Here is an 18,585-nt window from a genome sequence, read left to right as displayed (position 1 = left end):
AAGGTTAATTCCAATAGTTATTCAACGTCATGTACGGATTATTGGTCAATGCGTCCCGATGAATCGGCCAGGTCCAACCACGCGAATTGAAAGCGACAACGTTCATTGGTCTGGATGTATAATCGGAGTTAACGACCTTTTTTGTACGCACAAGATCATAGAAAAAATGCCCCTCTCCCATCAGTTCCCGAACACGTTCCCACCAAATGAAGTCTTTTAGTTCGTCTCCTCCCTCTGTTACAGCAGGCAAAGCACCGGCTCTATTTCTAACAACGTTGACCACCGCCCGAGCTTCAGCATCACGCCCCAATTCGGCTAAAGCCTCCGCGCGTAACAAGATCGGATCGACATAACGAAACACAATCTGATTGTCGTCAGGATTGAAATCCTCGCCTTCTTCCATAAAGACGTTGACAAATTTCAGCATTTGCATCATGCCGTCTGTATTGTATATATATTCGTCAAACCACACGGTCTTTCGTTTATCTTGTTCCCCACGGGGATATAAAGTTTCCATAAATTTGGTATCATAATATAGATAAGACCTCGTAGTCACCTTGTTCGGATAACGCAATACATAATCCGAAAATGGCGCGGAAAGATGAAATGTTTCTCCAAAATTCAGATTCTGAACGATTTCGAATAACCCCTCTTTCGTACGTCCCTTGAAGATTTCTTTCGTACGTTCTAAGGGTAATAGCTCATACGCATTGTTGTTCTCTTCCATGATTTCTTTACCAAGCAGCGCGACTTTTTCATAATAGGGTTGCTTGTCTTCGGTGGTGAAACCAGCCAACCACATGTTCATATGCATTAAGAGTGTAATTGCCGATCCGCGCATGGCACGCACAGCAATAACAGATGGATCATCATATGTCCAAGGAAGGTTTTTATAGTGCTCTTCCAAATCAGTCACGCCATTTTTAAGAACGGTAATCATGTCCGTCCTAGGCAAGGGACTACTATGGTATGCTTCGGTATAGTAAGGTATGTCGCCATATAGTCGTACCATAAAGAAATAAGCTAGATTCCTTAGAAAAACTGCCTCAGCGATATAGGCTTTTTTCTTTTCTTCGGAAATTATTCCAGCTTCCATTCGTTCCACTTCAAAACAAAGAATATTTGCGGTCTGTACCATTTTAAAAAAGCGGTCCCATTTCGTTAGTTGTACAAATCCGAAATAAGAAAAATCACCATTGATCGCTGCGTTGAGATTATTGTTTTGTACAAAAGATATGTAATCCCGACCAGCCCCACTAGTTGCCGAGGTACGGTTTATAGGTGCGCAACGCATATCGCCCGTGGCTGGAAAAAATATTTGCCGCATGGTGGCTTCGCGGAATGTGTTGTATATGCTTGTCAGATTTTGTTCTACGTCCGCTTCCCGCTTCCAGTAGTTGTTCCCCGATAAGTCCTCAATAGGTTTCAGGTTCAGAAAATCTTTGCCGCAAGATGCACAACAGAAAACAAGCGCAAGCAAACAGCTATTGATCACCTTTCTTACAATGTAACTTTTCATACTTTCCATTTCTCCTTTCATTAAAATTGAACATTTAAACCCACCGTATAGCTCCGTCTGTTGGGATACCCATTTGATGAATCTCTACCCATACTGGTAACCAGTTCGGGATCAGGCCCTGAATAACGGGAAAATGTGATGATATTATTGGCTGTAAGATATACCCGTAACGAAGAAATACCTAACCGTTTGATAAATCGATCCCGATCAAAATTATAAGCGAGCGTGGCCGTTTGGAATTTAACATATGTTCCGTCTTCCATAAACAGCGTTTGGTCATACCGGTATGGATTGAAAGCACCACGAATTCGTGTAAAATCAAAGGGATTCGGGTAATATGCGTCGTCCCCTACCATACGCCAGACATCATATTCATCCAAAGGGACCAATGCTCCAGGGTTTTTTCCGTCTGCATTTCCTTTAGCATTGTCCGGATCAGCATAGTTTCTAAAACGATCGGCCAGTGCGTTGTTCATTATATCTCGTTTAATATTTAAGACGAATTGTGTATTCAATGACCATTCTTTATAGCGGATAAAAGAGTTAACACCCCCAGTAAAAATGGGAAGCGAATTCCCGACAAAAACAAAATCGTTCTCATCTAAAATATAATCTCCGTTGATATCCGTCCAGATTGGATCTCCGGCACGGAAAAAAGCTTCGTCAGTGATAGCCTTACCAGACCTATAGCGTAGCCCTGTCACCGGATTGACCGGTACATCGTCGTCTGTCTTGTACACGCCTCGGTAATGTAAGAGTACATTGGTACGAGAATTAAGTCCTAGACGAAATAACGTAGCCAAATTGGTAACATTTGGATCTTCCTCTATAAACTGGCGGACTCCATCCGGAAGGGCAGTCACGTAGTCTTTATTAATGGCTCCATTCGCACTAAAGCTGAAGTCCCAATCTTTGTTTTGGAATTTCGGCCGGTAATTTAGGATCATCTCATGTCCCATATTAACCATAGCCGTTTCATTAGTCATTACCTCACCGAAAGCATTGTGATTTGCTATTTTTTTCGTTCGTAGCTGCTGATCAGTTTGCTTATAATAGTTCTCATAAATCATGGTGAGTTGACTGTCAAAGAAACCTAATTCAATCGCTCCACTCCATTGTGTGGTCTTGACTGGCAAAAGGCTAATATTAGGAACCGTTTTTAGGTCAAGTTCTGTTCCCGGCCTGTTGTTATAACTCCCACCACTTGTATAACGACCGTACACATCGTAAATCCCCGCTCCGGGTGATATATTTTTACCCCAGCTTCCTCTCAACCAGCCATAGGTCAACCAGTCAATATCTTGCATAAAAGACTCTTCTTTAAAATTCCAACGTAAGCCAACTGAAGGATTATAGGACCAGGGATTGATGTTTCCAGTCGCGGACGACCCGTCAATACGGTAGGTAAATTCGCCGATATACCGTGAGTCAAAGTTATAGTTGAACGCTCCGGAATAGCTCAATAAGCGACTTTGAGCTATGTTATCAAGCGTACCGCCACGCGTATCTCGTGTGTTGTAGCCGAGGCCCGCCGTAATCTGATCGTTAGGCGTTCCTCTCAATCGCATAGATTCTGCTCGGAAATTATTGAATTCTACTTCCGTGAATCCATAAGCCAAGATCGTATGCTTTTCGGCAAACGTTTTGGTAAACGAGAGCATTGTCCGGTTGTAGAGCTTGTTCCGTCGATCATTGTAGGAGAATATTTCCGAACTGTTCGCGTTCAACGCGCCAGGTAGAAAACGATCTTTTGTCGCGAAATTGTACGTGTAATTTAACGTCGTGGTAGCTGTTAGGCCAGTTATAGGTTGATATTGCAACTCCACCTGATTAACCAAGTTCGCCGTTTTATTGTCATCGTCAACAGTCAAAGCGGCTAGAGCAGCATTGCTAGCCGAAGAAAAGGAAGGGGCTGGTAAAAGTGATGAAGTATTCGCCGCTTGACCAACGCCCGATTGGTTGAATGCATTTCCACTACCTGTACTATTTTTTCCTAAACTTGAATTGATATAGGCCGATAGCATAAATTTCTGGCTGGGCCTATACTGCATATTCATTTGTAATGTGTATCGATTGAACCCTGTATTCTGTATAATTCCTTTCTCTTGATAAAAACCGCCATTCAATTTATAATTGAAACTTTGATTACCGCCTGACACGTTGATATTCTGAGAATGATTTACTGTATTTCTATAGAATAGTCCTTGCCAATCCGTTGAATTATTGTAATAGGCGTTCAAACTATCGGACAGAAATGGGGTATCATTTATACGTTTCATAGCTGCCACGTAGGTAGAGTCGTACTGTAAAATTTGCATGATACGCAAACGTCGCTCTGATACGCCTCCTACCACATCCCTTAATCGCGGCACGGTATTATAGAACATCTGCGAAGTGTACTGCACAATAGGCACAGTAGAGTTGCCCCTTTTGGTAGTGACCAAAATCACACCATAAGCTCCTCGTGATCCATATAAAGCTGTCGCCTGCGCATCTTTAAGTACGACTATATCCTGAATGTCTTCGGGCGGTATTAAAGAAATAGGACTAATTCCTGGTGCCGAAGATTGGAAACCATATTCGTATCCGGTATTCTCGTCAATGGGCACCCCATCGATGACGAAGAGCGGTGAGGTCGGGGTCAAAAATGCATTATCTCCAGAGCCGGTGACGTTCACATTTGATACACCACGGATGGCCATAGAGCCTCGCATACCGGGGGTTCCATTATTCAATTGAATGTTAAGACCAGCTACTTTACCTTGTAAAAGATCTGTAAAACTTGCGGCAGGCACATCTTGTATGTCCTTTCCGCTAATAACTACTGCAGAACCGGTCAAACTCTCTTTCTTCCGGGCCTGATAACCTACTACAACAGCTTCTTCCAGCATTTGATCTGATTCAGTTAGACGTATATTGTATGTCTGTTTGCCCGTCTGAATGGTCAATCGATAATCATCGTATCCAATTCCTTTAAAAAGCAAAACAGATTTTGGGGGAACCGATACCTGAAAGGCTCCATTAGCATCCGTGGCAGTAATAGGCTTATTAGACGAAGCCAAGAATACCGTGACGCTCGGTACCGGTCCATTTTTGTCCCGCACCACTCCCGAAATATTTTCTTGCGCAAAAAGGACATGCACAACAACCGAAAACAGGATCGTAAAAGCGATATATAATCTATTCATAATTTTCTATCTTTAATTGGTTTCTACTTTTCGTCTGCGAATTTTGGTGTCTCTCCCCGAAAACGTACCTGTATCTCCCAGTGACCTTCTTCGTAGATCGCAAATTGTAACCCGATCTCGGATAATTGCCGGATCCCATTGAAGCCTATCCGCGTATAACGAAAAGCAACCCTCGCCAGTTGTCCATCTTGAGTGGTGTAACGAGTCGTCTTACGAATCAGCGGCATAGGATATGCCACCTGATAAACCATTTTATTATCTACCAGCTTACGTTCGAAACCATGAATTAGGTTATCCCAGTCCGTGTTATTAAACAACATTGGATCTATCGGGTTATTCAAAGAATCGACAAAACTGAAAGCAAGCGTATTTCCTGCACTCTTATTATCTTCATCTTTTCGAAAAAATATATGAATGGATCCGCCGGAAATAGGTTCGCGTTCACCGTACAGGTTCAGTGTATGAGATGGCCATACATATGAATTTAACGCAACGCCTGTCACTGGATCGTAAATAGACGGAACGTATGCCATTTCTTTGTAGGGCTTCAACCTTAAATTGCGCACATATTTGCGTCCGCCTGCATTTTCCACCTGCACATCAAACATGTAACCTGAGTCAGGAATCGTTTTTACGAAACTGGAATTTCCGCTTTCCCAAAAAAGTAAGTTTCCAGATTTCTGACCAATTTCCAACATAGAATGATATTCGATCTTGCGCTTACTTTCAATTTCCGCTAATGATTTTTCCAATCCGGAATACTCCTTCGTCCACACTTTCACAGGGAATTTATCCGTCAATGCTGTAGCAGGCTCCCCTTTAAACGTGCGTACATTAACTAGTGAGAATTCTAGCGGTTGTGATGTGTTACTACCGACGCTCGTTATATTTTCATAGATCGTCTTCCTTCCCAAAATAGGGTTTAACTCCTTCAAGGAATAATTAACTTCATCTCCTAAGGAATCCCTATTCTCCGGAATAAATTTCTTACAACCGAGTAGACACAAGCCCAAGCCGATCATTAATAAACTTTTGACTCGGTATCTTAAAACTGTTTTTTTCATACTATTGGGAGAATTTGGTAGTTAGTTTATTAAAACCGAAATCATGACCAGAACTCAGAACATGGATCACGCCATTCTTCGTTTTCAGGTTGACAGCAGCAGTATTAATTGTCTTCCAATAGCGTTGGAAAATTGAATTATTGACATCGCTCAACAAGATCTGCTGCTGCCCTCCTTCAATTAAGCCAGAAGCGTCGGTAATTTTATAGAGCAGATTCATGTCATAGTTGAACCGCGCACTTTTCACGGTACGCCCTTCACGAAAAGGCTGTAGTTCTTCGGTGTCAAATTTCTCTGTAAAAACGTAGCGTGACACCAACGAATCAAGCTCTAGTTTATCGATGTCTTCCAAATAGAGTGGCGATTTTTGTGAAAGCCCTCTTGCCACGTTCATCGCTTTGACCGCAATTTCAAAACTACGATTGGTTACGGCAAACAATGTCAGTTCTCCGGATTCAGTTCCAAGAGTTTTTCTTAACTCTGGCAAGCGATCTAAAACCAATACTAAAGAATCAAAGGTGCCTGGTCGGGATTCTATATATTGTAATATAGTGCCGTCGTACGTCTGCGTTTCGTTTGTGTATTCATAATAGTGTTGATCTCCCCTCTCGCAGGATATAATCAAGCACAAGCTGATGAATATGCTTACTATGTTTACAAGCTTTTTCATAATCGTTTTGTTCCAGTTAACTTGGTAGTTATTTCCAATATGCATTTTGTTCCAATAGCGAATTATTATTGAGTACCTCTCTCGCGATGGGCCAGTAAATTCCATGTTTGTCAATTAGCTCGGTCACTGCATTATCTACTCGTTTTAATCTGTTCAAGCGAATCTGATCGTACCATCTCCATCCTTCGCCCATTAACTCTCGTCTACGTTCCTGAAAAATTGCGGTCAGGAGGTCTTCGTTGGATGTGCTCGTATGGGCTTTCGTTCCACGAAGCGTTTTGACGACATTTAATAAACGAGTTGCTTCTGCCTCCTGTCGCAAGACAGTTAAGATCTCCGCCCGCAGCAATGTCATTTCTTCCAAACGGGTAAATAATAATGAAGAGCCAAAAACCGCATATGACGCTTCTGATGTTCCACCGTCTCGTAGAACTTTGATCTTGCTGAAAATAGGCGTCTCGCCACTATAATTACTGAAATAATTCGTTCTAGTCAATCCGGATAAAGTATCAATTCCGAATCGTGTATCGTTGGGTTCTGGGAAAAGGGAGGTTATGGTATCTTTAGAAACGTACATCGCCGGATTTTTTTTATATACCAACGGTTCGGCTAAAGTAAGCTCTTCAATATGGCCCGTGGCAGTGGCTTCACTAAAAGCATACGGAGCAACGATACATAATAGTTGTCCCCCCGTAAATTGATTGGAAAAGATTCCGGCCTGTCCCGTCAATGTACTAATGGAAGAATAAGAGAGACCAATTCGCGCATAGTTATCTAACACAAATTTGGAATATACGTCTGCTTGAACGTAGCGTTCACCCCATGCTGCTACATGGGCTAACAGAGCATAGGCCGTGACTTTATTAAATAAGACTCCGCGCCATACGCTAAAACCTTCATTATAGTACGAAGATGAACTTAAACTATAGGTGTAAGGCAAATCCTCCGCCGCCTTTAACAACTCAGACTCTACATATTCCAGAACAGTTTCTTTGCTATTACGCGGGCGCTCCAGAAACTCTCCATCATCAAACGAACTTTTCAATAGCGGGACGTCTCCCCAAATGCGGACCATGTAGAAATATGTAAAAGCACGCACAGTCCGAGCTTGAGCGATGTCCCATTTCAAATTCACATCGGTATATCGGCTGTCTTTTTGCAACACTTCTGGGGCCCTCTCAATAAACAAAGAGGCCGCATTGATGACCGCATAGAAACGACGCCAATTAGTCAATGTTTTTATAAGTGGGTAGGAAGCATTGAGGTCATGATCATGAACAGCATCTAGATCAGCGCGCGTATAAGATATGAAATCGCCTGAGCGCAATTCTCCATATACCCAGTGCCCATTTCCTTCCAATAAAGCTGCACGTAGCAGCCCGTACATGCCGATGAGTCCCGCCTTCGTGTCTGAGATATCCGTCCATTGCAATTCTTCCGACGCTACATCTGCAGCTTTTACATCCAAATGCTTCTCACAGCCGTATTGAATCAAAGTGCAAATAGTCAAAATCAATAGGCTTGCATATTTTATATAAGTTTTCATATTCAGTCGGTTAGAAAATTAGAGGTCTAGTTTTATTCCCAAAGTGTATGTTGGTGCCAAAGGTAATCCGTATCCTGTATAGTAACCATTAAATTCGGTCAACTCTGGATCTACACCTGAAAATTTCGTCCATGTATGCAGATTGTTGCCCGATACATAAATATAGGCTCGTCTAGCTGTTTTCATAGCTTTTCTTATTCCATCAATACCACACAAGTCGTATCCCAGCGTTAAGGTGCGTAATTTGACAAAGGAGGCATCTTCCAAAAACAAATCTTGTTCAACACGGTAAGGCACCACTGCACTCCATGGATTATATGTCGGATACTTATCAATATCAATATCTTGTTGCCAATGAAAGATCTCTCGTACGGATTGTATTGTGTTGTTACTTTCGTTATTAATAAAATCGTACCGTGTGGCAGCCCTATTATTCAGTAACTTATGTCCTGCAGCGAAGTAAAACTGAAACGTCATATCAAAATTTTTATAGCGTATCTGATTATTCCATCCGCCGAAGATTTTTGGTGTTGCTTGTCCAATCAGCACTTTATCATCTTGGTCGATTTGTGCATCTTGGTTAATATCCTTCCACTTCGGATCGCCAGCATTTAGATAAACACCTTCAAAAGCCAACCGGCGGCCGTCTTCGACCGGAATCTCCGCAACATCCTGATATATTCCCTGATTCTCATATAGCCAGAATTGATCTATCGAATGTCCTATTTTGAGTTTCCGATCTCCTATAATCAACTCGTCCAGACCATTAGGTAGGGCGGTTAGGGAGTTTCTATTTGCAGTAATGTTTAGGGCGGTTTTCCATTGAAAGTTGCGATTATCGCTAAAAATACTTCCTCCCAAACCGAGCTCCACCCCCCTATTCCGCACACTTAATCCATTCTTATGTTGGCCAGTATAACCGTATTCGCTAGGAACCGGGATAACGGTGATCTGATTCTTGTCCTCTTTGTTGTACAGCGTAAGGTTCGCAAACAAACGATCATTCAGCCACGAAGATTCGACACCTAAATTGAGTTGGTCGGAATATGGCCACTCAATCCCGTACCCCATCCAACCACTATTATAGGGTCGAGACAATCCGGCAAAACCATTGTAGGAGACAAGTCCTGCCTCCGTACTCCAGCCCATATTAGATGAGTATTGTGGTCCAGTTGCATAGCGAGCGCCGGAAACAGGACGTGCTATACGAGCCGCGCCCAAACGAATTTTTAAAACGGATAAAATTTCAGAATCATCAAATAAATGGTCTTTCATGTTCCATCTTACAGTTGCCGCCGGACTAAAGAACCAACGACTGTCCCTTTGAATCGTGGAAGCGCCATCGATACGAGCTAACACATCGGCTTCCAACATATTGGATAACGTATAACTTGCCCGCCCATAAAATGACTGCATCCTGAATTGATCTTTATTATTCCATCGGTAAACGACAAGACCACCTCTAGGCAAGAGATAATCTCCATCGCTGGAATTACCATTAACCACATTGATCTTTACAAAATCATTTGGTCCATCATATGCTTTCGCATAATTAAATCGATATAAATCCATGACATAATCGCTACCTAAATGAAATCGTAGCGTTTGATCCTTAGCTAGCGCTAATTGATAGTTTAACTGGTTATTAAAGATCAATCGTTGCGTATATCCAAAATAATTGGAAACAAAATTGCTTCCCTCCATCAAGCCCGATGGCCAAAAAACGTCACGCAAGCCCTCGGTATAGTCTATAGAAAGCTTGGTCTCGTAAGTGAGCTTGGACAAAATTTTGAACCTAAAGTTTACATGCCCGTGAATGTTGTTGGTCACATTATCATTGAGTGAGCCATTATACTGATCTAAATAATATGCATAGACGTCTTTATTAGGAGCAAGTGGTGTCGAAAGGTCTGGCAAATACGCTGTTTCGGCAAACTGGTCCCTTAAACTTCGGTTTCGTTTACGTTCTGATCGGTTTGCGTTAATGAAGGAAGACACAGTGAACCACTCAAAAGGCACCATATTTACGCTGAATAGCGCATTATAAGTTTTTAAACGCGTATCGTCGGCCACCCCTTCGTTATTTTTGTGGCCGCCATAAAAGCTGAAATTCGCCCGTTCCGAGCCTCCGGTCAAACTGATATCCAAGGAATATAAAGCACTGTTTTTGTAGTAAAGATCTGACCAGTTCGATGATCCGTAGTAATTCATATTGGTAGAATCGGCCAAATATCCCGGATATTTTAGCTTTGACTCCGCATCTCCATATAATGCGTAAAACGGTTGCCTGAACATATTTTCGTACTCTGCATTAATAGGAATAATGGAAGGCTTCTGAGCAAATCCGTAATAACTATTGATCGACAACTCGCGATTTCCAGATTTACCACTATGTGTTAAAATCCAAATTGCTCCATTTGCCGCTAAAGGACCTAGTTCCGCTAATTGTAGAGGATCGGTTATAACTTCAATCGATTTAATCGCGCTTAGATCAACCCGCGTTAGCAGATCCGTCTCCGTGCCAATCTTTCGGAAATTATATCGCTGTATATTGAAGGCAAAATTACTTTCCTGCCCTAAAGGTATCCCATTCACAAAGACGGTGGGTTGCACTGCATTCATGTCTTTATTGGACAGTAATGGGGATGATAGCCCCCGCCAGATGATATTTTTAAGGCTTCCTGGTTCACCAGACCCTTCCTGTACGTATAATCCAGAAACATAGCCCTTAGTATATTGAGCCGCACTAAGAAACGGGTTTAGATTCATGACTTGTACGTCAACGGAGTCTGCTACTTGTTTGCGTTCAACCAACGTATTGATCCTACGTCTTAAGCCTTCTGAAATTTCAACATCTTGTTCGTTTCCGGTTGTATCTTGGATGGCTAAAATAGCACTTGAAAGCACATTCAAACTATTTCCATATAGGGAGGAAAAAGGAAGACAAAACACTGAAAAACAAATAAGAGAATACAGTTTTCTTATCATAATTAGTAAATAATCGCTAAGGTTAGTAAGCGTTGTTATTGATCAGTTCAGAACAGCCTTTCTGCTGTCTCTGGAATCAATATTAAAGAAAACCGAGACAAAAAAGAATCAAACGAGCAACGAAAACGTTTGCGCAATTTTACGCAAACGTTTGTTCCTTGAACGATTAGCAAGACATGTGCATCACGTTTAGCATTAAGCATAACGACTTAACATACTGCGACAAGCGGACGAGCAGAAATAATTGAGAGGATTTTGCTAAAATGAAACGTGAGTCGTCAACTGTAACATAACCTTGAACAGTCACTAAAAAAGTCCTAAAAGATAATGGGCTTCTATCAAAAAGTGTCGATCGGCTCCCGCACTGCCGAAATCATCACGCGTCTCAGAAAATATGCTGATCGCAACAGAACGATCGACCTTTTTTAAACAAAACGAAGAAAAAAAAATCCCCGTATGTGAATATCACATACAGGGCTAGAGTGTATTTTTGCAGGACAAGATTTTGTCTAGATTAACACGTAGCAATCCGTTTGTGATGTCCTGTCTTATCGATTTAAAAAAAAATTACTTCAAAACTTCTTGCAGCTTCTGTTCCAAAGCCTCGCCTCTGAGGTTCGATGCAACAATTTTTCCCTGCGGATCAATGAGGTAGTTTTGTGGAATGCCACGGATAGAATACAACTCGACCACAGGCGAATTCCAAAACTGCAAGTCCGATACGTGCGGCCACTGACCAAGTTGATCATCTTCGATCGCCTTCAACCAGTCCTCTTTTTTTCCAGGGCGATCCAGAGAAACTCCCAATACGGTAAAATTCTTGTCTTTGAATTTGTTAAAAGCAGCCACAACATTCGGATTCTCATGCCGACAAGGCCCGCACCAGCTAGCCCAAAAATCGATCAACACATATTTTCCACGTAATGAAGACAAGGACAGATTATTTCCTGCCGTGTCCGGCAACGTAAAATCGGGCGCTAATGCTCCAGTAGCCAACTTCTCCATACCAGCGATCTTTGTCGCGAGCTCTTTTCCGAGCGGTGTAGACTTTAGATTCGCTGCCAGCCCATCAAAGGCAGATTTAGCAAATGATGTTACATTCTCAGGAGAAGCAAGTTCATTCAAGACCGTTAAAGCCACGTAACTGTTGGGATTCTCTTTCACAAACGACTCATTCAGGGCACTTTGCTTTTCATAAATCGCCTCAGCTTTGGTTTGCAAGCTGCCAATAAATGCTTCGTCTTGCTTCTTATCATCTGGTGCAGCTTGGTACTCCGCGTCCAGTGCAGCGAACCCATCGTTCACCTCTTTTAAAGATGCTTTATATTTAGCAAAATCGTCGTTCACCGCATTACCACGGCCTGAAGCTGATTCAAAATCAGCACCTTCAAAATGGATAACGCCTTTGGCTAAATACACAGAATTCATCGGCGGACGTTCGCCGCTATCCCGCAGTTGAGACATATTTTTACCGTCGGCCGACAGAAATAACATCGCTTGTGTCGGTTGGGCAACTGATCCTTGATATTTAAACACTCCGTTATCCACCGTGACAGAATCTATAGCACTTTGGCCATTGTCTCTATATTGGATGAAGATTTTTGCTCCCGCTTGGGTTTGTCCGATCTTACCATTGAGCGTAAAATCTTCCTGCGCAAACAACATGGCTGGCACTACGCCTAAACCCATTAAAATCGCTTTTTTCATATATTTTTTGTTCGTTCTACTATGTTAGACTGTAAAATATGCGTATGGTTAAAACGGCTGGCCATTTACCAGCGTCCACTAGCGCCACCACCTCCAAAATCTCCACCGCCGAAGCCGCCAAAACCACCACCACTACCTCCGCCGAAGCCGCCGCCGCCGCCAAAGCCGCCACCTCCGCCTTTGCCCAGACTGTTCAATAATGTCCACCAAAATAGGTCAGACGTACCTCTTCCTGTCATTACCCGTCCTCCACGGTTTCCTCCGCCACCATTGCGCGAAATAAGTACAATCACAATGATGACAACGATAATGATAAGCATCACAGGTACTCCGCCACGCTCTCCATCGCGCCGTTCTTTCCGCGGATCGGCTTTATATTCTCCCTTGCTATATGCAATAATCGCATCAGTAGCCTTGTCCAAGCCGCCGAAATAATCTTGCTGACGGAAATACGGTTTTATCTCGTTTTGAATAATTCGATACGCTATAATATCGGGAAGTACACCTTCCATCCCGTATCCGGTTTGTATAGTGACCGCCCGGTCATCGATCGCCGCCAAAACAATAACACCATTATTGTATTTTTTCCCACCAACACCCCATTTTTTTCCCAAGCGGACAGCGTAATCCGAAACATCATATCCATCTGTCGAACGGATTAAAACCACGGCTACTTGCGTAGACGTGCTATCCTCAAACGCCAGAAGCTTCCGTTCGAGCGACTGTAACTCCCCTTGGCTTAATGTTCCAGTAAAATCAGAAACAAGTTGGTTCGGTGCCTCCGGAATATCTTGAGCGTTTAGCGCGAGCCCTGACAACAACAGCATCAAAAAAATACAGAAGCGGTTGTAAACGGAACGGATAGGATATGTATATTGCATATTAGTGTTTGCCAAAATAAATATCGTCTGGAAGTTCATTAATATCATCATCACGACGGGGAAAAAAGGTGTTCAGTTGCTCGCCGATGTGTTGGATACCGACTATCAGCCCTTGGGCCATTTCTCCTTTTTTAAAATAAGCAATCATCTGCTCCTTCGTATCATCCCAAAAATCGTCTCCCACTTTCGTATGAATACCCCGATCGCCAATAATAGCCAATTGATGGTCATCGGTAGACAAATAGATAAGCACTCCGTTTTTGAGAACTGTTTTATGCATCTCAAGCTTCTGAAAGTAGGCGATAGCAGCATCGATCGCCGAAGGCCATGCCAACTTCTTATCAATTACCAACCGAATTTCGCCGGAGGTTTTACTCTCGGCCACACTGATCGCCTGCACAATGCGGTCCTGATCGTCTGTTGTAAATATTTCCATGATGATGAATAAGACACATGCCCGCTAATCGTAGCCATTCTCGTTGATCATACCTACGGGACAGACATAAAAAAGATGAATGGGAAAGCATAAAAGGCTATCCAATTCACCTATCGTTGTTTTAACACTTCTTAAAAAGATACCGTCGGTGCTTTATCCGCCCCTTCTGCGGCTTTAAATGTTCCCTTAGCTTTAAAGCCGAACATTCCAGCCATGATGTTATTCGGGAAACTGCGAACGGTTGTATTATAATCTTGCACAGCATCATTATATGCCTTACGCTCTACGGAAATCCTATTTTCGGTTCCTTCCAGTTGCACTTGCAATTCCTGAAAATTTGCATTCGCTTTCAAATCGGGATAAGCTTCGACGCTGACTAATAATCGGCCTATCGATTGTGACAATGCGTCTTGTGTCTGCTGAAAATTGGCAATGGCTTCCTCTGACAAGTTTGACGGGTCCACCGATACAGATGTTGCTTTTGCACGTGCTTCGACAACAGCAGTCAATGTACCCTCTTCATGTTGAGCTGCCCCTTTAACAGTCGCGACTAGATTTGGAATAAGGTCAGCACGACGCTGGTAGGCATTTTCTACCTGTGCCCATTTCGCTTTCACATTTTCGTCTTTGGACACCATTGTATTGTATCCGCAAGAACTGAACGAAAGGGCAGTAAATAACCCTACAATAGCAATTAATAATCTTTTCATGTGCAAAATTTTAATCTATTTTCTATAAAAATACTAAAAATGTTTTATAACAGAAAAGGCATAACAAATGATATACCAAGCCTGTCAATCTATACAAATTGGCAGACAATGTGTACCTTTGCATCTGTTTTGGGATAAAAACCCAGCCTAGCATATGCAAAAAGAAATAGAAATCGCGCTGATCCCCGAGTTTGTTGATGATGAAAAACGCATACTAACAGAGGGAGCAAAGCTCCTGAACATTAGCCGTGAGCGTATCCGTGGATATCGCATACGAAAACGCTCTATTGACGCCCGCAGCCGGCAGGTATTGTTCCGTATGCGCGTAGTTTTTTACATCGACGAGTCTTATACACCCGCTGTCTATTCTACCGAAATGAAACTCGTACACAATGCGCCCCCCGTAATCATCATCGGTGCTGGCCCTGCGGGTCTGTTTGCGGCTCATCGATGCTTGGAAAGGGGATTGAAGCCAATCGTACTGGAGCGAGGCAAACCGGTAAAAGAGCGGCGCAGAGATCTTGCAAAAATAAATCGGGACGGCATTGTTAATCCAGAATCTAATTATTGTTTTGGCGAAGGGGGGGCGGGGACGTATTCAGACGGGAAATTGTATACCCGCTCGGATAAACGTGGAGATGTACAAAAGGTTTTGCAAATTTTTGTACAACATGGTGCGACCGAAGATATCTTGGTGGATGCTCGTCCACATATAGGCACCAATAAACTTCCCCATATCATTGAAGATATGAGGAATACAATTCTTGAATGGGGCGGAGAGGTTCGATTTGATTGCAAAGTAACCGATATCCTCCATAACTTTGGACGGGTTACTGGGGTCAAAACCGACGCTGATGACATTATCGAGGCGCATCACGTTGTGGTAGCCACTGGCCATTCCGCTCGAGACATATTTGAGTTGTTCCGAAGGAACGGCTGGAGGACGGAAGCGAAGCCATTCGCCTTGGGCGTACGTATAGAACATCCCCAATCGATCATAGATCAAGCACAGTACCATTGCCCCGTCCGACACGAGAACTTACCACCAGCCTATTACAGCCTGGTAGAACAAGTCAACAACCGCGGCGTTTTTTCATTTTGCATGTGTCCCGGAGGTATCATCGCTCCCTGCGCAACCGACCATGAAGAGATTGTCGTAAATGGATGGTCCCCTTCGAAGCGTAATAATCCGCACGCCAACTCCGGAACTGTTATTCAGATCAGCTTAGAGGACGTGCCCGGAGCCGCTCAAAATGCCTTTGCCCTTTTGGATTTTCAACGAAGAATAGAACAGACTGCCTTTCAGATTGGCGGAGGTAATCTGGTAGCCCCTGCACAGCGCATGGTCGACTTCGTAGAACGTAAAGTTTCTAATACCCTTCCCGAGAACTCGTACAAACCTGGCACGCGCAGTGTCGACCTGACTGAGGTCCTCCCTTCCTTCGTTCATGAAGCCTTACGGGGAGCACTCCCAATTTTCGGAAAGAAAATGAAGGGATATTATACGAATGAAGCCATTTTGGTCGGCGTTGAATCCAGAACATCGTCGCCGATCCGTATACCGCGGGATCGCGATACCTTACAACACCCAGACGTGATAGGATTATATCCTTGCGGCGAGGGTGCCGGTTATGCTGGAGGCATCGTGTCCGCAGCTATCGACGGAATAAATTGTATAAACGCTATTAAACCTTAACGAATATTTTCTGCAAAAAGATTTACAAACGTCTACAGAATCAAGGGGTACCCGCTTCGAATTAATCCCTCACACCCCTTAGGCGTTCTGGTTCAAAAAACGGTTCGGTTATCGAACGCACCTTATATTTTTGAAAGTGCTCTCAACCGGTCCCGTTCCTGAATAATTAACTGGTTCGTAGGCGATTTCGTCTCCTCCCGAGAAGGTTGCCAAATAACTATAAACTTCCATACCACGCCCCACGTCATGCGCAAACGTAGACCACACATGTGCACTTCGCCCATATGAACTACCCAGATCTATTGCAACATCACCGTCCACCACACCAGTCGCAGTACCAAAACCATTCATATTAAATCGTAGCTTTGCACTTGGATAAGGAGTTCCGGTACCTTGGGTATCGTCATATTCATAATAACCCAACCCATTCTCGGTCTTATAGGTTTCAATAGGAAACACAGGCGTTATCATCATAAGGTCATTAAAACGCACGGTCCTCCATAAACCTTCGGGGTATACCAGGGCACAAGGGTCTCCATTCGTCAAGCTAATACCGTACTGTCCCGGTAACATACCACGAAACGAGAAATAAGTATTCCGTGCATTCGTATGTGCATTTGTCGGAAGAAATCGGTAAGGGTTATGCCCTCCATGGTAATAGAGATTAGTTCTAGCCCATCTTACCGAATTCACAATCAAAGGCGACTCTACAAAGTTTATAGTCGCTGCATAGCTTGTTCCTATTTGAGGTGTCAAACTAAATTCGAACTCAGCAGGGGAAGCCATTAAATCGCTGAATATTCGGTTTGTCCCATTACTTAACTTGATATCCAAGGCATGGACTGACACGTTGAGATCAATCGGTTCCTCACGCGCTGTATAAATATATGTTACTTTTCGGTCTGCATAGCCAAACTCTAGATTGCTAAAATCCTCGAAATCGAAATTGACCGGTTCTGAGGAGATATTGGATAGCGAGGCGTCTTTCAAATTGAATGAAGCGGTCGTGCCTGTAACACCTGACACCTCCAGGCCTACCTGGTTCATGTCGCCAAACATGCCCATCGAATTAAGCTCTAAAACTATTCGCGCATATCGGTGGGAAAATAGAACATTTAACGGCGGTACTTCACCGCTTCCCTGGGCAGGTATTTCGATTGAACCTGAAGCGTACAGCAAATCCGTATTATGAGGTACAACCAATTCAGGAGCAGCAGGATCGGGAGCCGGCATGGGATCCGAATTATGATAAGATACAGCATACCAGTCATATGATTCACCCCTGTTTAACGTGATTTCTCCGGGGATACCTGAGACCATTTGCGTGGAGTGAACAAAGCTTCCATCACTTTTATAAAATAATATACGATAGGTAATTCCCTCCTCCATCGACGGGGCTTCAGATTCCGTTGATTGCATGTTATTACTTTCACTTCGCATATTTGATTTTTTCTTCACCTTAGAGCTCCATTTTTCAAGGGAAATTTGTGCATCAAACGATTCGAAAGAAATCAGATCTTTGGAATTGATTACATCTGGAGTTGCATTACTCGAACCCCGGTTAGTCTTAAGTTTATTATTCGAGACCGCCGGGACCTCTTCTACCCCAACGACATCCACAGTCAGCTTAACGCTCTTCGTCTCAATATTTTCAGAATCGGCCGTCTTAGCACATCCAGCGAACAAGGATACCATACTCAATACAAGAACAGGCAAAGCGGACATGCGCGGATATAATTTGGTCAACATATTCAAATGGCTTGGTAGATTAATTCAAAAATTTATTCACTCTTTCAATAGATAGAATGCTAAAATATTCATTTCCAATCAAAAAAACAAAAAAAGCATCCAATATAAGTCCTGTCAGTTGGACGTATATTAAACAACGACTAAAAAGCTCGTTATTCTAATCGCGGAGTATCCTATTATCGCGCACATTAACTTTTGAGTAAATATTAGGTTTTATTTGCATCACGGCGTATCCTATATTAAGTTCGATTGAAGTTTGGGTTATTAAAAAAAACAGTTGACAAATATATCCTGAATTGCTACCTTTGTAGCACAATCAGCGAAAGTAGCTCAGTTGGTAGAGCACAACCTTGCCAAGGTTGGGGTCGCGAGTTCGAATCTCGTCTTTCGCTCAAAAAGGCTTCTGTAATGGAAGCCTTTTTTTTTTATTT

Annotated in this window: 12 protein-coding genes and 1 tRNA gene; 2 read left to right on the top strand and 11 right to left on the bottom strand. The window is 43.0% G+C overall.

Features of this window, described 5'->3' with window-relative positions:
* Nucleotides 1–4: 4 nt before the first annotated feature.
* The 10 genes from ACFSR5_RS16255 to ACFSR5_RS16210 all read right to left on the bottom strand — a co-directional run bounded on the left by ACFSR5_RS16255 (nt 5) and on the right by ACFSR5_RS16210 (nt 14,709).
* Entirely contained in the window at nt 5–1,519 is a 1,515-nt protein-coding gene (locus ACFSR5_RS16255) for a RagB/SusD family nutrient uptake outer membrane protein (protein WP_380905518.1), read from the bottom strand.
* 20 nt (nt 1,520–1,539) lie between these two features.
* The gene (locus ACFSR5_RS16250) at nt 1,540–4,707 is read right to left on the bottom strand and encodes a SusC/RagA family TonB-linked outer membrane protein (RefSeq protein ID WP_380905517.1); all 3,168 of its coding nucleotides are present in this window, start codon (nt 4,705–4,707) and stop codon (nt 1,540–1,542) included.
* A 23-nt stretch (nt 4,708–4,730) separates the two neighbouring features.
* Nucleotides 4,731–5,771, bottom strand: a complete 1,041-nt coding sequence (locus ACFSR5_RS16245; protein WP_380905516.1) for a DUF5007 domain-containing protein — start codon at nt 5,769–5,771, stop codon at nt 4,731–4,733.
* Between the two features lies 1 nt (nt 5,772).
* The gene (locus ACFSR5_RS16240; protein WP_380905515.1) at nt 5,773–6,441 is read right to left on the bottom strand and encodes a hypothetical protein; all 669 of its coding nucleotides are present in this window, start codon (nt 6,439–6,441) and stop codon (nt 5,773–5,775) included.
* A gap of 28 nt (nt 6,442–6,469) precedes the next feature.
* Complete coding sequence (locus ACFSR5_RS16235) at nt 6,470–7,987, bottom strand: RagB/SusD family nutrient uptake outer membrane protein (protein WP_380905514.1); 1,518 nt, start codon at nt 7,985–7,987, stop codon at nt 6,470–6,472.
* A gap of 18 nt (nt 7,988–8,005) precedes the next feature.
* Complete coding sequence (locus tag ACFSR5_RS16230; RefSeq protein ID WP_380905513.1) at nt 8,006–10,975, bottom strand: SusC/RagA family TonB-linked outer membrane protein; 2,970 nt, start codon at nt 10,973–10,975, stop codon at nt 8,006–8,008.
* Between the two features lie 567 nt (nt 10,976–11,542).
* Nucleotides 11,543–12,682, bottom strand: coding sequence for a redoxin domain-containing protein (locus ACFSR5_RS16225; protein WP_380905512.1), 1,140 nt, complete (start codon nt 12,680–12,682; stop codon nt 11,543–11,545).
* A 65-nt stretch (nt 12,683–12,747) separates the two neighbouring features.
* Nucleotides 12,748–13,563, bottom strand: coding sequence for a TPM domain-containing protein (locus ACFSR5_RS16220; protein ID WP_380905511.1), 816 nt, complete (start codon nt 13,561–13,563; stop codon nt 12,748–12,750).
* Between the two features lies 1 nt (nt 13,564).
* Nucleotides 13,565–13,999, bottom strand: coding sequence for a TPM domain-containing protein (locus tag ACFSR5_RS16215; protein ID WP_380905510.1), 435 nt, complete (start codon nt 13,997–13,999; stop codon nt 13,565–13,567).
* Between the two features lie 131 nt (nt 14,000–14,130).
* Nucleotides 14,131–14,709, bottom strand: a complete 579-nt coding sequence (locus ACFSR5_RS16210; protein ID WP_380905509.1) for a LemA family protein — start codon at nt 14,707–14,709, stop codon at nt 14,131–14,133.
* A 154-nt stretch (nt 14,710–14,863) separates the two neighbouring features.
* Here ACFSR5_RS16210 and ACFSR5_RS16205 point away from each other — a divergent pair, with 154 nt between their 5' ends.
* A complete protein-coding gene (locus tag ACFSR5_RS16205; RefSeq protein ID WP_380905508.1) occupies nt 14,864–16,405 on the top strand; it encodes an NAD(P)/FAD-dependent oxidoreductase in 1,542 nt (513 codons plus the stop codon).
* A gap of 108 nt (nt 16,406–16,513) precedes the next feature.
* Here the strand turns inward: ACFSR5_RS16205 and ACFSR5_RS16200 are convergent, their stop codons facing one another.
* On the bottom strand, nt 16,514–18,154 hold the full coding sequence (locus ACFSR5_RS16200; protein ID WP_380905507.1) for a hypothetical protein: 1,641 nt from the start codon (nt 18,152–18,154) through the stop codon (nt 16,514–16,516).
* Nucleotides 18,155–18,473: 319 nt separating this feature from the next.
* Here ACFSR5_RS16200 and ACFSR5_RS16195 point away from each other — a divergent pair.
* Nucleotides 18,474–18,546, top strand: a tRNA-Gly gene (locus ACFSR5_RS16195).
* The last annotated feature ends 39 nt before the right edge of the window (nt 18,547–18,585 follow it).

This window comes from Sphingobacterium suaedae (genome assembly GCF_042684625.1).
Taxonomy (GTDB): domain Bacteria; phylum Bacteroidota; class Bacteroidia; order Sphingobacteriales; family Sphingobacteriaceae; genus Sphingobacterium; species Sphingobacterium suaedae.
This window is presented reverse-complemented; position numbering and strand designations above follow the sequence as displayed.

What these genes read in the sequence shown, in the direction of transcription:
- ACFSR5_RS16255 (WP_380905518.1), bottom strand. Translation starts at nt 1,519, where the DNA reads ATGAAAAGTTACATTGTAAGAAAGGTGATCAATAGCTGTTTGCTTGCG.
- ACFSR5_RS16250 (WP_380905517.1), bottom strand. Translation starts at nt 4,707, where the DNA reads ATGAATAGATTATATATCGCTTTTACGATCCTGTTTTCGGTTGTTGTG.
- ACFSR5_RS16245 (WP_380905516.1), bottom strand. Translation starts at nt 5,771, where the DNA reads ATGAAAAAAACAGTTTTAAGATACCGAGTCAAAAGTTTATTAATGATC.
- ACFSR5_RS16240 (WP_380905515.1), bottom strand. Translation starts at nt 6,441, where the DNA reads ATGAAAAAGCTTGTAAACATAGTAAGCATATTCATCAGCTTGTGCTTG.
- ACFSR5_RS16235 (WP_380905514.1), bottom strand. Translation starts at nt 7,987, where the DNA reads ATGAAAACTTATATAAAATATGCAAGCCTATTGATTTTGACTATTTGC.
- ACFSR5_RS16230 (WP_380905513.1), bottom strand. Translation starts at nt 10,975, where the DNA reads ATGATAAGAAAACTGTATTCTCTTATTTGTTTTTCAGTGTTTTGTCTT.
- ACFSR5_RS16225 (WP_380905512.1), bottom strand. Translation starts at nt 12,682, where the DNA reads ATGAAAAAAGCGATTTTAATGGGTTTAGGCGTAGTGCCAGCCATGTTG.
- ACFSR5_RS16220 (WP_380905511.1), bottom strand. Translation starts at nt 13,563, where the DNA reads ATGCAATATACATATCCTATCCGTTCCGTTTACAACCGCTTCTGTATT.
- ACFSR5_RS16215 (WP_380905510.1), bottom strand. Translation starts at nt 13,999, where the DNA reads ATGGAAATATTTACAACAGACGATCAGGACCGCATTGTGCAGGCGATC.
- ACFSR5_RS16210 (WP_380905509.1), bottom strand. Translation starts at nt 14,709, where the DNA reads ATGAAAAGATTATTAATTGCTATTGTAGGGTTATTTACTGCCCTTTCG.
- ACFSR5_RS16205 (WP_380905508.1), top strand. Translation starts at nt 14,864, where the DNA reads ATGCAAAAAGAAATAGAAATCGCGCTGATCCCCGAGTTTGTTGATGAT.
- ACFSR5_RS16200 (WP_380905507.1), bottom strand. Translation starts at nt 18,154, where the DNA reads ATGTTGACCAAATTATATCCGCGCATGTCCGCTTTGCCTGTTCTTGTA.